This is a genomic window from Streptomyces griseocarneus (assembly GCF_014655595.1).
Classification (GTDB): domain Bacteria; phylum Actinomycetota; class Actinomycetes; order Streptomycetales; family Streptomycetaceae; genus Streptomyces; species Streptomyces griseocarneus.
In genome coordinates, this window is sequence record NZ_BNBL01000005.1 from 66,274 (window position 1) to 79,619 (window position 13,346).

General features: G+C 73.2%; 13 protein-coding genes. 7 read left to right on the forward strand and 6 right to left on the reverse strand.

Annotated features, from left to right (window positions below):
• Window positions 1-21 precede the first annotated feature (21 nt).
• Window positions 22-1,092 (forward strand): chitinase, encoded by a 1,071-nt coding sequence (locus IE295_RS14315; protein ID WP_190064007.1) that lies wholly within the window; start codon window positions 22-24, stop codon window positions 1,090-1,092.
• Between the two features lie 10 nt (window positions 1,093-1,102).
• Here the strand turns inward: IE295_RS14315 and IE295_RS14320 are convergent, their stop codons facing one another.
• Window positions 1,103-1,831: a hypothetical protein gene (locus tag IE295_RS14320; protein WP_190064008.1), complete on the reverse strand. Its 729-nt coding sequence runs from the start codon at window positions 1,829-1,831 to the stop codon at window positions 1,103-1,105.
• A gap of 90 nt (window positions 1,832-1,921) precedes the next feature.
• Here IE295_RS14320 and IE295_RS14325 point away from each other — a divergent pair, with 90 nt between their 5' ends.
• Window positions 1,922-2,380, forward strand: a complete 459-nt coding sequence (locus tag IE295_RS14325) for a pyridoxamine 5'-phosphate oxidase family protein (RefSeq protein ID WP_190064009.1) — start codon at window positions 1,922-1,924, stop codon at window positions 2,378-2,380.
• On the opposite strand, the gene IE295_RS14330 is transcribed toward IE295_RS14325, so the two are convergent.
• Window positions 2,352-2,933, reverse strand: coding sequence for an NUDIX domain-containing protein (locus IE295_RS14330; protein ID WP_190064010.1), 582 nt, complete (start codon window positions 2,931-2,933; stop codon window positions 2,352-2,354). The two genes, IE295_RS14325 and IE295_RS14330, sit on opposite strands and share 29 nt — an antisense overlap.
• A 95-nt stretch (window positions 2,934-3,028) precedes the next feature.
• Here IE295_RS14330 and IE295_RS14335 point away from each other — a divergent pair, with 95 nt between their 5' ends.
• Entirely contained in the window at window positions 3,029-3,403 is a 375-nt protein-coding gene (locus IE295_RS14335) for an MmcQ/YjbR family DNA-binding protein (protein ID WP_190064011.1), read from the forward strand.
• Window positions 3,404-3,438: 35 nt separating this feature from the next.
• Here the strand turns inward: IE295_RS14335 and IE295_RS14340 are convergent, their stop codons facing one another.
• Window positions 3,439-3,885 carry a GNAT family N-acetyltransferase gene (locus IE295_RS14340; protein ID WP_190064012.1) on the reverse strand — a complete coding sequence of 149 codons (447 nt, stop codon included), beginning with the start codon at window positions 3,883-3,885 and terminating at the stop codon, window positions 3,439-3,441.
• Between the two features lie 41 nt (window positions 3,886-3,926).
• Complete coding sequence (locus IE295_RS14345; protein ID WP_372479893.1) at window positions 3,927-4,961, reverse strand: Lrp/AsnC family transcriptional regulator; 1,035 nt, start codon at window positions 4,959-4,961, stop codon at window positions 3,927-3,929.
• Between the two features lie 212 nt (window positions 4,962-5,173).
• On the opposite strand from IE295_RS14345, the gene IE295_RS14350 reads away from it, so the two are divergent.
• The gene (locus IE295_RS14350; RefSeq protein ID WP_224323586.1) at window positions 5,174-6,736 is read left to right on the forward strand and encodes an MFS transporter; all 1,563 of its coding nucleotides are present in this window, start codon (window positions 5,174-5,176) and stop codon (window positions 6,734-6,736) included.
• Between the two features lie 111 nt (window positions 6,737-6,847).
• Here the strand turns inward: IE295_RS14350 and IE295_RS14355 are convergent, their stop codons facing one another.
• Window positions 6,848-7,936 (reverse strand): MFS transporter, encoded by a 1,089-nt coding sequence (locus tag IE295_RS14355; RefSeq protein ID WP_190064015.1) that lies wholly within the window; start codon window positions 7,934-7,936, stop codon window positions 6,848-6,850.
• On the reverse strand, window positions 7,933-8,445 hold the full coding sequence (locus IE295_RS14360; RefSeq protein ID WP_190064368.1) for a helix-turn-helix domain-containing protein: 513 nt from the start codon (window positions 8,443-8,445) through the stop codon (window positions 7,933-7,935). Before IE295_RS14360 ends, IE295_RS14355 begins: the two co-directional genes overlap by 4 nt.
• 351 nt (window positions 8,446-8,796) lie before the next feature.
• Here IE295_RS14360 and IE295_RS14365 point away from each other — a divergent pair, with 351 nt between their 5' ends.
• The 3 genes from IE295_RS14365 (at window position 8,797) to IE295_RS14375 (ending at window position 13,213) form a co-directional block, all read left to right on the forward strand.
• Window positions 8,797-9,522 (forward strand): transglycosylase SLT domain-containing protein, encoded by a 726-nt coding sequence (locus IE295_RS14365; protein WP_190064016.1) that lies wholly within the window; start codon window positions 8,797-8,799, stop codon window positions 9,520-9,522.
• A gap of 167 nt (window positions 9,523-9,689) precedes the next feature.
• Window positions 9,690-10,193, forward strand: a complete 504-nt coding sequence (locus IE295_RS14370; RefSeq protein WP_190064017.1) for an NUDIX domain-containing protein — start codon at window positions 9,690-9,692, stop codon at window positions 10,191-10,193.
• 128 nt (window positions 10,194-10,321) lie between these two features.
• The gene (locus tag IE295_RS14375; protein ID WP_190064018.1) at window positions 10,322-13,213 is read left to right on the forward strand and encodes a helix-turn-helix transcriptional regulator; all 2,892 of its coding nucleotides are present in this window, start codon (window positions 10,322-10,324) and stop codon (window positions 13,211-13,213) included.
• Window positions 13,214-13,346: the final 133 nt, after the last annotated feature.

The following is a 13,346-nucleotide window of genomic DNA, read 5'->3' on the forward strand; positions in this document are numbered from 1 at the left end:
CCGGCCGGAAGGGGACGGCACATGAGCGGTCGGACCTCGCGCCTGATACGTCTCCTGGGAGCCGGGACGGCGGCGCTGGCCATGGCGTTCGCCGCGCAGGGCCCCGGCGCCGCCGCGTCGGGGCCACCCCGCGAGGACACCTGCGCGGTGAAGCCGAAGCCCTCGGGGAAGGTGCTCCAGGGGTACTGGGAGAACTGGGACGGCGCCGCGAACGGCGTCCACCCGCCGTTCGGGTGGACGCCGGTCACCGACCCCCGCATCCGCGACCACGGCTACAACGTGATCAACGCCGCGTTCCCCGTCATCCGCTCCGACGGCACCGCCCTGTGGGAGGACGGGATGGACGCCACGGTGAAGGTCCCCACCCCGGCCGAGATGTGCCGGGCCAAGGCCGAGGGCGCCACGATCCTGATGTCCATCGGCGGCGCGACCGCCGGGATCGACCTCGGCTCCAGCGCCGTCGCCGACCGCTTCGTGCGGACCCTCGTGCCGATCCTGAAGGCCTACAACTTCGACGGCATCGACATCGACATCGAGACGGGCCTCACGGGCAGCGGGAACATCAACCAGTTGTCGACGTCCCAGGCCAACCTCATCCGCATCATCGACGGCGTGCTCGGCCAGATGCCCCCGGAGTTCGGCCTGACGATGGCCCCCGAGACGGCCTACGTCACCGGAGGCAGCGTGACGTACGGCTCGATCTGGGGCGCGTACCTGCCGATCGTGAAGAAGTACGCGGACAACGGCCGCCTGTGGTGGCTCAACATGCAGTACTACAACGGCAGCATGTACGGCTGCTCCGGGGATTCGTACTCCGCGGGGACGGTGAAAGGGTTCACCGCGCAGACGGACTGCCTGAACAAGGGGCTGGTCGTCCAGGGCACGACCATCCGCGTCCCCTACGACAAGCAGGTGCCGGGACTGCCGGCGCAACCGGGCGCCGGGGGTGGATACATGGCCCCGAACCTGGTGTCGCAGGCCTGGAACACCTACGGCGGCGCCCTCAAGGGGCTGATGACCTGGTCCCTCAACTGGGACGGCTCGAAGGGCTGGACCTTCGGCGACAACGTCAGGAAGCTGCAGGGCCGTTGAGGTCTCCTCCTCACTGGCCGGGCGAGGTCTCCGTCGTTGCGGCAGTGGTGACGTCCGCGACCAATTCCACCATGTCCGGGCCGTAGACGTCCGAGCCGATCACCTTCAGCAGGAGGCAGAACGTGCCGTCGAGGCCGTGTTCGCGGGCGAGCCGCGCGTGGTGGCGGGCCAGGTAGCGTATGGCCGCCTGGTTGGTGATCCCGCGCTGGCCCGAGGCGAGGAAGACCGGGCGGCCGCCGGCCGGGGCGGTGAGCCGGGCCAGCAGGACGTACTCCACCCTGCCCTTGTCCATCCGGTAGGTCTGGCCGCCGACGGTGAACGCGCCGCCGTCGGGAACGTTTCCGTAGTCGGTGTTCACCGCGACTCCCGGCAGGAGCGCGCGCAGGTGCGCCTCGGTGCGCAGGTTCGACGCCGGGCCGCCCACGCAGAACTCGGTCCGGGTGCCGAATCCCTGCCGTGCGGCGTCGTGCGCCACGATGTCCGCGTTCGCCCCGCACTCCTTGATCAGCGCGGAGAGCTCGAGCAGCGCGAAGGTGTCGTGGCGCGAGACGCTGCGGCCGCCGGCGCTCGGGTCCTGGTTGACCACGAGCAGGCACTCGGATCCGTCCGGGAGGCCGAAGAAGGTCTGCTTGCGGCGGAGTTGGCGCCGCCACAGGAGTGTCCTGACGAACCAGCCCGCGGCACCGCTGATCCCGCTGGCCGCCAGCCCCAGAACGATGTTGCGCACGTCGTCATTCATGAGCGGGCAGCTTACGGGGCGTCATGCGACCTCGGCCCTACGGCCGGAGCCCGAGGCGGCCGGTGATCCGGGGCGGTAGCGTGCCGGGACATGAAGATCACCGATTCGCCCCGCACCCCTGAGCAGCGAAAGCGCGACGTGCTGGAGAGACTGGGAAGGGAGCAGGACATCTGGGTGGCGTCGGCCGACGCCGACGGGCTGCCGTGCCTGGTGCCGCTGTGGTTCCTGTGGGACGGCGAGGCGATATGGATGTCCACCCGGTTCACCAACCCCACCGGCCGCAACCTGCGGGACGGCCGGCGCGCCCGCCTCGCGCTCGGGCACACCCGGGACGTCGTCATCGTCGACGGTGACGTGGAGAGCTTCACCGCGCGGGAGGTGCCGGCCGCGGCGGCGGACGCGTTCGCGGAACGCCACGGCTGGGATCCGCGCCGTGCCGGCGGCTCGTACGGGTACTTCAGGGTGCTGCCGCGTGCCGTTCAGGCCTGGCACGAGGAGCACGAGCTGCCCGGCCGGCACCTCATGCGCGACGGTGAGTGGGTCGTGTGACCTCGGTGCCGTGCGGGGGCAGCGGCAGGCCGTCGCGGAGGTAGACGGTGCGGTCCTCGCGCTCGGCCTCCAGCGAGGCGGCCACGCGGCGCCGCAACGGTTCCGGAAACCGCGCCAGCGCCGTCTCCTCGCCGACGAACTCGGCCGCCGCGATCTCCGAGCTCTGCAGGACCAGCTCCTCGGCCCGCACGGGACGGCCGGGATGGGCGGCGAAGATGAACACCAGCAGGGACCTGCCGTACGCGGCCGCCGACAGGTTGTCCACCGCCAGCAGCCGGCCGGTCCGCAGACCGCGCAGGCCCAGCTCCTCCTCGGCCTCCCTGGCGAGCGCCGTCGGAAGGTCCTCCTCGGCCTCCACGAAACCGCCGACGATGTCCCACCCGGGCTTGTAGACGGGGTCGACGATCAGCAGCCGCCGCCGGTCGTCGCGTACGAGCGCGTCCACGGCGACCAACGGCGCGGGCAGCCCCCGCAGGAACCGTGCCAGCCGCGCCGCGGGAGTCTCCGCGCGTTCCTCAGGTGCCGTGCCTTCCCCTGCCGTCGCGTCGCCCATGACCGTGAGCATGCCCGGCGCGGCCACGCGGGAAGCGCCCCCGCGACGGCCGTCGCGGTGCCACCCGGCGTATCCGCCTGGCTAATGTAGTGATCATGATCAATGCCGACGACGTCCGCCGGATCGCGCTCTCCCTCCCGGAGACGGCCGAGAAGGAGGCGTGGAACATGCCGACCTTCCGGGTCGCGGGGAAGATGTACATCACGATCCCCGACGACCAGACGTCGTTCGCCGTCCGGTGCCCCCGGCACGAGCGGGCCGAGCTGATCGCGGCGGAGCCGGAGAAGTTCTGGGTGCCCCCGCACGAGGCGAGTTCCGCGTGGGTGCGCGTACGGCTCGCGGCTCTGGAGGACCTCGACGAGCTGCACGACATCCTCGTCGACTCCTGGAGACAGGCGGCACCGGAGCGCCTGGCGGACGCCCTGCCCGGCCGGAACCCCGGCGACGGCGGGGGCCCCGTCGGGCACTGACAGGGCCCGTCCGTGCCCGTCCGCCGGGGCCGGGATCAGGAGTCGGAGAAGCTCATCATCATCAGCTTCTCGGGATTGGCGACGGGCGCGAACCCGACCCTGGCGTAGACCTCGTGCGCGTCGAGGGTGGACAACAGCACCCGCTTGAGGCGGTGGGGAGCCAGGTGATCGCGGACGGCGGTGGCCAGGAGCGTACCGACGCCCCTGCCGCGATGTTCCGGGGCGACGTAGACGTCGCAGAGCCAGGCGAAGGTCGCCAGGTCGGTGACCACGCGCGCGTACCCGGCCTGACGGCCGCCGGCGTCGTACGCACCGAAGTTGACGGAGGCCGCGACGGACCGCTCGACGGTCTCGAGGCTGCGGCCGATGGCCCAGAACGCGTCGGTGGACAACCAGTGGTGGACGAGCTTCGTGTCGAGGCGACCGGGATCGGTCGAGATCTCGTATCCGTCGTGCGAGCCGCCTGCTGTGCGAGTGATCATGAACCGAAAGCCTATGGCCGAGACCGTCACATGACCATTGATCAGGACTTGGCGGCGGCGCCCGCCTGCGGCCACCTCGGGCCCGGGCCCTTGAGGATGCGATGGGTGGGGGCGGTGCTGGCGTGCTGGACGCCGGGCAGGGAGGCCACCGGGCCGGTCAGATAGCGGTAGAACGAGCCGGCGCTCTGCGTGCTGATGCTGGCGAACAGATTGGTCGTACCGGTGGTGGCCGCGGCGAACGGCACCTCGGGATGCTCGGCCAGCGCGCGGCCCACCGCGTCCAGCCGTGCCGGCTCGACCTGCAGCCACAGCGTGGCCCGGAAGCCGTGCTGCAGGATCCGCGGGTGGTAGTCGAGGTCGAAGTAGAGCACGCCCGCCGCGCGCAGCTCCGCCAGCCGCCGGCGGACGGTGGTCTGCGACCAGCCCGTGGCCGCGGCGAGTTCGCCCAGCGGAGCACGCCCGTCCTGGGCCAGCACGGCCAGGAGACGGTGGTCCCGCGCATCCAGGGGATACGGCGCGGCCGGCTCGTCCGGGCGGCACGCCGGAGCGTCGGCGGGGGTGAGGGCGGCGACCTGCTCCGGGGTGAGCGGCCCCGACTTGCCGGCCGCGCTGCGCTTCCGGCCGAAGAACACGTGCAGCAGGCTGTGCGCCGAGACGTCCACGACCCGCGGCGTGCGCGGCAGCTTCTGCAGCAGCAGGGCATCGCTCTCGCCCGGGTGGCCCGGCTCGTGGGTGCGGACGTTGCAGATGATCTCCGTACCGCCCGAGGTCAGCTTCACCCAGCTGGTGTCCGGATGCCGCGCCAGCGCCTCGCCGACCGAACCGGCGGCATCCGGCGTGCAGCGCACCCGTACGAACCAGGTGTCGCCGACCCGCAGCGGATCGGTCAGCCCCACCACGCGCAGCGTGCTCGTGGTGCGCAGCCGGGTGTAGCGGCGGGCGACGGTCTGATCGGACACCCCCAACACCTCGGCGATCCGGCTGAAGGGCGCCCGCCCGTCGATCTGGAGGGCGTGGGCGAGGGGCTGGTCCTGTACGTCGAGGGCGGGAAGGAAAGCCCGGGAGTCGGTGTCGATATCCACCATTGAAGGCTACGGGATGTCGGAATCCGCCGCGGGAAGCCCATTGACTGCGGCCTGCGGTGGCATCGTCGCAGGCTCGACGAGGACGGCTCACCGGGACCCGGACGGGGACCTTCGAGCCAACCCCCAGCACCCCCCAACACCCCCTCAACACTCCACTGAACACTTCACGAAACGAGATTCGGATGCGTAAGTGGCGGCCCTTGATGGCTGTCTCCCTGGGCGCCTTCATCCTGCTGGTGGACGTCACGATCGTGAACGTGGCGCTGCCGCAGATGGCCGAGGACCTGCACGCCGGCTTCGCCTCCCTGCAGTGGGTGGTCGACGCCTACGCCCTCGCCCTGGCCGCCCTCCTGCTGGCCGCGGGCTCGCTGGCCGACCGCTTCGGCCACCGCAGGCTGTACGTGGCCGGGCTGATCCTGTTCGCCCTGGCCTCCCTCGCCTGCGGCCTGGCACCCAACGCCGGCGTCCTGGTGGCCGCCCGCGCGGTCCAGGGCGTGGGCGGCGCCGCGATGTTCGCCACCACCACGGCACTGCTCGGCGCCACCTACCAAGGCCGTGACCGGGGCACCGCGTTCGGCGTCTGGGGAGCCGTCAACGGCGCGGCCGCCGCGGCCGGCCCGCTGCTCGGCGGTCTGCTGACCGAGCACATCGGCTGGCAGGCCGTCTTCCTGGTCAACCTGCCGATCGCGGCGGTGGCCGTCTTCATGACGCTGCGCGTCATCGCCCCCGACCGGCGCGACGCCGCGCAGCACGCGGGGCACTCCGGCCGCCTGGACGTCACCGGCGCCGTGACCTTCACCCTCGCCGCCGCCGCGCTCACCTACGGGCTCATCCGCGGCAGCGAGTCCGGCTGGACCTCCACGCTCACGCTGACCGCCTTCGCCGTGGCCGTCGTGTCGCTCGCCGCCTTCGTGACGGCCGAGATACGCGCCGAACGCAAGGGCGGCCAGCCCATGCTGGACCTGGCCCTCCTGCGCAGGCCCTCCTTCAGCGGGCTGATGGGCGGCGCGCTCCTGCTCCAGGGCGGCGCCTTCGGCGGCCTCGCGCTGCTCTCGCTGTGGCTGCAGTCCGTCATCGGCCTGGGCCCGGTCGACGCCGGCCTGTCCCTGACCCCGCTGGCCGTCGTCTCCTTCGTCGTCTCCCTCGTGGCCGGCCGCTACCTGCAGCGCCTGGCGCCCCGGGTGCCGATCGGCCTCGGACTGCTCGTGGTGGCCGGCGGCATGCTCCTGCTGAACGCCGGGCTGACGGCGGACGCCGGCCGCTCCGCCGTGATCGCCGGGCTGTGCGTGACCGGCGCCGGCGCCGGGCTGGCGATGCCCGTCCTGGTGTCGGCGGCGATGGGCAGCGTGCCGCCCCAGCGCATGGGCATGGCCGGCGGCGCCGTCAGCACCTTCCGGCAGCTGGGCATGACCCTGGCGATCGCCGGTCTGGGTGCCGTCTTCACCAGCCGCGTCGAGAAGGTGCTCGAGGAGTCGGGGACGACGACCGACCCGCACGCCGCCGCGTCGGCGCTGGCGGGCGGACAGGCCCACCAGATGATCGAGGGCGCCCCGGCCGGCCTGCGCGACGAGACCGCACGGCTCGTCCACGAGGCCTTCGCCGCCGGCCTGGACCGCGTCTTCCTGTGCGCGGCGGTCGCGGCCGCCGTCGGCGGCCTCCTCGTCCTGGCCCTGGTCCGCCCCACGCCCCGCCCCGAGGCGGGCGCGCGAACCGGCGGCACCCCGGCCCAGGACTCCCGTACCGAGGCCGAACCCGCGACGGCCTAGGCTCGAAGGGCACGGCAGAAGGCGAGTGGCCGGGGGATCCCCCGGCCACTCGCCGTTTCCGGGGCGCGGGCGGGATGGCCGGGCCCGTTGAGCGGGCGGAGGGTGGCCCGTTCAGGCGCCGGAGCGGGCGCGGCGGGATCCGCCGGAGGCGCGCGTACGCCCCGCGTCGTCCGTCGGGCGACGCGATGCGGGCAGGTCCCGGGCCCGGCCGACGGGGGAGAAGAGCAGGACCAGGGCGGCGAGCGGGATGCCCGCCGTCGTGACCCACATGGCCGCGCGCAGACCGAGCACCGTACCGAGCGCGCCGCCGAGCAGCGCCCCGAGCGGGATCGTCCCGTAATTGACGAACGCCGTGGGCGCCGTGAGCCGGGCGAGAAGCTCCGGCGGGCAGTAACGCTGCAGAAAACCCGCCTTGATGACGTTGCCGCCCACGACACCGGCCGACACGCAGAAGCCACCCGCGACGAAGAGCAGCACCCCCGCACCGCCCACGGTCAGCGGCATGAGCAGGGCGAACACGGCCAGCCCCAGCTCGAACAGCAGCGTCGCACGGGCCGTACCGAACCGGCCGGCGACCCGGCGGGCCGCGAAGGCCCCGGCGACCCCTCCGGCACCGGCGGCCGCGACGAGCGCCCCGACCGGACCGGGGGCCAGGCCGACGCTCTGCACCAGGAAGACCACCCGTATCGACTGGTACCCCATGAGAGCCAGGTTGGAGGCGGCCCCGAAGAGCGTCAGCGTACGCAGCCAGGGGTCGCCCGCGACGAGGCGCAGCCCCTCGCCGACCTCGCCGGCCAGCGCACCCCGGCGACGCCCGGCCCTGGGCGGGCGGGGCTCGCGGTGCCGTATGCCCGCCAGACAGAGAAGGGACACGAGGAACGTCGCGGCGTTCACGAACATGCCGTTCACGGCGCCCGCCAGCTGCGTGATCAGACCGCCGGAGCCGAGCCCGGCGATCTGCGCGGCGGACGCGCTGCCGTGCAGCTTGGCATTGCCCTCGGCCTGGTCGGCGGGTTCCAGAAGACCGGGAAGATACGCGGTGTAGGCGGTCTGGAAGGCCCCGAGGTCGGACACGGCGATCAGCGGCATCGCGACCCCGGTGACGGAGGCGCCGAACTTCCCGGCCGTCTCGCCGCACCACAGCAGCCGGAAATCGCGGTGGCGGCGCAGGAGGCCACCATCGCCGGCGCTCCGCGTCACGAGGCGCCACGCTCCCTGCGCGGGAAGGACTGCAGCTGGACGACGACCGGCAGGGCGCCGGGGGCGGGCTCGGCGTCCGGAGCGGGTGTGTGACGGGCGATGACCGCCATCAGCTCCGCGTTGAGGGCGGCGAGCTGCTCCGGTGCCAGGCGCAGGTCACGCCAGTCGGAGACGGTGCCCGCCGCGCGCCATTCCTCGTCCCAGTCCTCGTTGACGTAGTCCACGACCCGGCTGAAGTACTGCTGCACCAGTTCATGGAGATAGACGGACAGTGCGCCCCGGCTCTCGGGGTCGTCCCGGAATTCGGCGATGTTCAGCTCGTTCGCGACGCCGACCCTCCGCCACCAGCGCTCACGCTTCGTGCCGCGCCCGGTCTCCTCCTCGATGAAGCCGTGCTCGGCGAGGTGGCGCAGGTGCCAGCTGACGGTGCCGGTGTTCTCCCCGAGACGCTCGGCGAGCAGCGTGGCGGTGGCGGGCCCGTCGAGGCTGAGCAGCTCGAAGATCCGCATCCGCAGGGGATGGGCCAGCCCACGCAGGCTGCGGGCATCGACCCGGCGGCCCGTCCCGTGTACCGGTGCGCTCACCGTCCGTGAGGCGAACGGGGGTCGGATGTGAGGCCCCTCATGGGGCCTGGGTCACATACGAAAGCGGGTAGTTGGCACGCAGGCCCAATTCCGGCATTTCGGCTCGCTTGTCGGGTGCCGGGTACGGCGTTTCGCCGTAGGTCACACCTTTGCCAGCGGGTTTTCGCGCCGCTAACAATTGCGGAGTCGCACGGCGCCGTCGACCGAGAAACGGCGCTCTTTCTTTGCGCCATTGACGGCCATTGCGACTAAGCGATTGGAAGGGTTCAGCTCGTTATGCGCTCCACCGTCTCCGGTTATACCGCTCTGTCCAAGGCCCACAAGTTCTCCGCTGCTGGTCTGGTGACCGCTGCTGGTGCCGCCGCTCTGACGTTCGCCCTGGTTCCGCAGGCCTCGGCCGCGGATGCTCACAGTGCGGGTGTGAAGCCGGTGGCGCTGAGCGCGCAGGAGTTCGGTGTGACGCAGGACGCTGAGCTGGCGAAGGCCGTGGATGCTGCTGCCGCGCAGGCGCAGGTCAAGGCCGGTGCCGCCGTGAAGCAGGAGGCGCAGGCCCAGGCGAAGGCCAAGGCGGACGCCGAGCGTGCGAGCCGTTCCGAGGCCCGCAAGGCCCTCAAGCCTGCCGCCAAGCCGGCCCCGGCCAAGCCCGCTGCCAAGCCGGCTGCTCCGGTGAAGAAGGCTTACGCGGACAACCTGGACGGCTGGATCAGCGAGTCGCTGGACGTGCTGCGTGCCAAGGGCATTCCTGCCTCGTACGAGGGCATCAAGCGCAACATCATGCGTGAGTCGACCGGTAATCCCCGTGCGATCAATGACTGGGACGTCAATGCGGTGAATGGTGTGCCGTCGAAGGGTCTGCTGCAGATCATCGACCCGACGTTCAAGGCGTATCACGTCGAGGGCACGTCCTGGGACATCTATGACCCGGTCGCCAACATCACCGCTTCCTGCAACTACGCGGCCGACAAGTACGGCTCGATGGACAACGTCAACTCCGCGTACTGATCGCATCGAGCGGACGAACACCGCAAGGGCGGCGGCATCCCGACACCGGGATGCCGCCGCCCTTCGCGCTGTGGCAGCGGCGGCCTTCCCCTCGTGTCCTTCACCCGGGTGGCGCAGTTGAAGGAGTCGTCGACCGAGGAATCGAGGGGAGAGGGGAGGGCCCCGCAGTGACGAGCGAGTGGCTTCCGCCGGAGGAGTACGTGGCGACGCTGCCCAAGGCGACCATGTACGGCTGTCTGTTCTTCACCGACACCGAGGGCCGTCCTCTGCAGCTCCGGTCGTCCTTCGACGCGGGACTGTGGCAGTTCCCCGGTGGCAACACCGACCCCGGGGAGACGCCGTGGCAGACGGCGGTGCGGGAGACGAGGGAGGAGACCGGCATCGTCTTCACGGGCCGGCCGCGTCTCCTCGCCACGCACTTCCTCCCGCCGGGAGGCGTCTGGACCGTCTGCAAGGTCGGCTTCGTCTTCGACGGGGGCACCCTCACCGACGACGAGCTGTCGCGCATCGTCCTGGACCCGGGCGAGCACAGTGAGTGGCAGGTGCGTTCCATGGAGCGCTGGGCCCCGGCGCTCGGCACGGCGACGTGGGAGCGGCTGGCGGCGGTGAACGCGGCCCGGGCGACCGGGGTGCCGGCGTACCTGGAGACGACGTTCGAGGGGTGCATGTGACCGGCCGGCGGAGCGCGGTGAGGCGCGGCCTGGCGGGCGGGACGTGACCGGGAAGATCGAAAAGGTACAGTCGGCCCCGCCGTAGGGGGCGGCACAAGGCTGTTCCCCGGCGTTCACGGGGGCACAGCATGACGGTCGACCGGATCACCGGACGCGGGGACGAACTCGAGGCGCTCGGACGCTTCCTGACGGACGTCCGCTCCCGTTCGGGCCGGGCCCTGGTGCTGCGGGGCGAGCCCGGGGCCGGCAAGTCCACGCTCCTGCGGTACGCCGCCGCGCACGCGGCCCCCGCGCGAGTGCTGACGGCGACGGGTGCCGAGCCCGAGTCGGGGATGGCCTTCGCCGCGCTGCACCAGCTGCTGCGTCCGGTCGTCGGCCTGGCCGACGCGCTGCCCGACGCCCAGCGCGACGCCGTCCGCGCCGCCCTGGGACTGGCCGAGCCCGCGGCGGCCCAGGACCGGTTCCTGGTCTCGGCGGGCGTGCTGTCCCTCCTGACGGAAGCGGCCGTCGCCGACGGCCTGCTCTGTGTCGTCGACGACTTCCAGTGGGTCGACCAGGCCTCCGCCGACGCCCTGCTCTTCGCCGCCCGCCGCTTCGCCGGCGACGGCGTGGGGCTGCTGATCGGCACCCGCGACGTGGCCGCGGCCCGGCAGACGCTTCGCGCGGTGCCCTCTCTGGGACTGGGCGGACTGGACGCCGACGGCGCCCGCGAGGTGCTGGCGTCGCGGGCGGGGACCACGCCGGCCCCCGCGGTCGTCGAGCTCGTCACGGCCGCCACGGGTGGCAATCCGCTCGCCCTGCACGAGGCCGCGGGCCTGCTGACCGCCGAACAGTTGACGGGCCGGGCGCCGCTGCCCGACCCGCTGCCCGTGGGGGACGGCGTCGCCGGGATCTACGGCGAGCAGATCGCCCGGCTGCCCGAGGACACCCGGCTCACCCTGCTCGTCGCGGCGCTGGAAGGGCGCGGCGATCCCCGGCTGATACGGGCCGCAGCCGCCAGGCTCGAGGCGGCCCCCGACGCCCTGGACGCCGCCGAGGCGGCCGGGATCGTCGACCTCCGGCCGGCCGAGGTCCGCTTCCGGCATCCGCTGATACGGGCCGCCGTGCACGCCGGCGCGAGCCCGGCGGCCCGTCGTGCGGCACACCGCCACCTCGCCGCCCTCCTGGAGGAGGCCGGTGACCGCGACCGTGCGGCCCGGCACCGCGCCGAGGCCGCCACCGGCCCCGACGAGGACGTAGCCGCCGGGCTCGCCGCCGCCGGCGAACGAGCGCGCGCCCGGGGCGGCTACGCGGACGCCGCCCGCATCCTCGCCCGGGCCGCCGAACTGACCCCGGACCCGGGGACCAGGGCCCGCCGCCTCAAGGACACCGCCGCTGCCGCATGGCTGGGCGGCCACCCCGGGCGGGCCCAGTCGGCCCTCGCGGCGGCCCGCGACCTCGCCCGGGAACCCGTACTGCTCGCCGAACTCGCGCAGATCGGCGGCAGGTTCGAGCTGTCCTCGGGGAACGCCGCCGAGGCGTTGCAGGCGTTCCTCACGGCGGCGGAACGCGCCGCCGCGCACGGGACGGAAACGCACGGGACGCAAGCGCACGGCCGACGGCACGAGCAGTCCGACGACGGAACCCGGCGCGTCGTCCTCGCGCTGCTCGCCGACGCGGCCGAGGCCGCCTCCTACATCGGCGACACCGAGGCCGCCGTGCGCATCGGACGGCGGGCGGCGGAACTGACCACGCAACCCGGGCCGCCCAGGTCACCCGGATCGCCCGGATCGCCCGAGGGGCCCTTCGACGCGTTCCTGTGCGACGTCCTGACGGGAATGGGCGCACTCTACGAGGGAGAGACGAGCCGCGGCGTCCAACTGCTGCGCCGGGCCCTGGCCGCTCTCCCGGACGACGGCGGCGGCAGCGAAAGCGACAGCGGCGACGGCGAGAACGCCGCGGCCCGCCTGCTGTGGGCGGCGGCCGCCGCCAGCCTCCTCGGCGAGAGCGACGCCGCCGCCCGCTACGGTGCCCGCGCCGGCCGCGTCGCCCGCGTCTCCGGCACGGTCGGCACCCTGCCCGTCGTCCTGGAGAACGCCGCCACGGCCGAGCGCATGAACAGCGGATTCGCGCTCAGCGCCGCCCTGTCCGAGGAGGGCCTGGCCCTCGCCCGGGAGGCCGGCCTCGACAACTCCGTGGCGGCCCATCTCGCCAACCTCGCGGTCTGCGCCGCCGTCCGCGGCCGCGAGGACGACTGCCGGGCCTTCGCGCACGAGGCCCTGGCCATCGCCATTCCGCACCGCCTGGGACTGCGCGCCGGCGTGGCCTCCTACGCCCTCGGCCTGCTGGACCTCGGACTCGGCCGCTTCGACCGGGCCCACGAACGGCTCACCGCGCTCACCTCGGCGGGCCCCGGCGCGGGCCACCCCGTCGTGGTGTGGGGTTCGACCGCGGACCGGGTGGAGGCGGCCGTCGCCGCGGGGGACCTCGCGGCGGCCCGCGCCGCCACGGACTTCCTCGGCCGGTGGTCGGCCGACGCCGCGTCACCCCGCTCCCGGGCGCTGCTCGCCCGATGCGGTGCCCTGGTCGCCGACGACGGCGACGCACCCGCCCTCCTGCGGCAGGCGCTCGACCTCCTCGGCGAGGACGGCGACCAGGACGCGACCGCGTACGACCGGGCCCGTACCGAGCTCCTGCTCGGCGAACGGCTGCGCCGCGACCGGCGGGCGGGCGAGGCACGGCCCCACCTGCGCCAGGCGGCGGAGGCCTTTCACCGCATGGGCGCCGTGCCCTGGGAGCGCCGGGCGCGGGGCGAGCTGCGGGCGGCCGGGGAGACGGCCGGCCCCGCCCGTCCCGCCGCCCTCGAGACGCTCACCGCCCAGGAGCTGCGCATCGCCCGGCTCGTCGCCGAAGGTGTGAGCAACCGGGATGTCGCGGCCCGCCTTTTCCTCAGCCCGCGCACCGTCGAGTACCACTTGTACAAGGTGTATCCCAAGCTCGGCATCACCTCGCGGGCCGAGCTGGCCCGCCTGCTGCGCTGACGGCCCCGCAGCCCCCACCGGTCCGGGCAACCCAGTAGCGCCAGTAGGCGGCCAGTAGTCCTACTGATGGCACCGGCGGGCCGGCACGGCAGAGTTCTGCCTGTCCGCGGAACGAGCGGACGGCAGGACGAAC

What these genes read in the sequence shown, in the direction of transcription:
- IE295_RS14315 (WP_190064007.1), top strand. Translation starts at nt 22, where the DNA reads ATGAGCGGTCGGACCTCGCGCCTGATACGTCTCCTGGGAGCCGGGACG.
- IE295_RS14320 (WP_190064008.1), bottom strand. Translation starts at nt 1,831, where the DNA reads ATGAATGACGACGTGCGCAACATCGTTCTGGGGCTGGCGGCCAGCGGG.
- IE295_RS14325 (WP_190064009.1), top strand. Translation starts at nt 1,922, where the DNA reads ATGAAGATCACCGATTCGCCCCGCACCCCTGAGCAGCGAAAGCGCGAC.
- IE295_RS14330 (WP_190064010.1), bottom strand. Translation starts at nt 2,933, where the DNA reads ATGGGCGACGCGACGGCAGGGGAAGGCACGGCACCTGAGGAACGCGCG.
- IE295_RS14335 (WP_190064011.1), top strand. Translation starts at nt 3,029, where the DNA reads ATGATCAATGCCGACGACGTCCGCCGGATCGCGCTCTCCCTCCCGGAG.
- IE295_RS14340 (WP_190064012.1), bottom strand. Translation starts at nt 3,885, where the DNA reads ATGATCACTCGCACAGCAGGCGGCTCGCACGACGGATACGAGATCTCG.
- IE295_RS14350 (WP_224323586.1), top strand. Translation starts at nt 5,174, where the DNA reads ATGGCTGTCTCCCTGGGCGCCTTCATCCTGCTGGTGGACGTCACGATC.
- IE295_RS14360 (WP_190064368.1), bottom strand. Translation starts at nt 8,445, where the DNA reads ATGCGGATCTTCGAGCTGCTCAGCCTCGACGGGCCCGCCACCGCCACG.
- IE295_RS14365 (WP_190064016.1), top strand. Translation starts at nt 8,797, where the DNA reads ATGCGCTCCACCGTCTCCGGTTATACCGCTCTGTCCAAGGCCCACAAG.
- IE295_RS14375 (WP_190064018.1), top strand. Translation starts at nt 10,322, where the DNA reads ATGACGGTCGACCGGATCACCGGACGCGGGGACGAACTCGAGGCGCTC.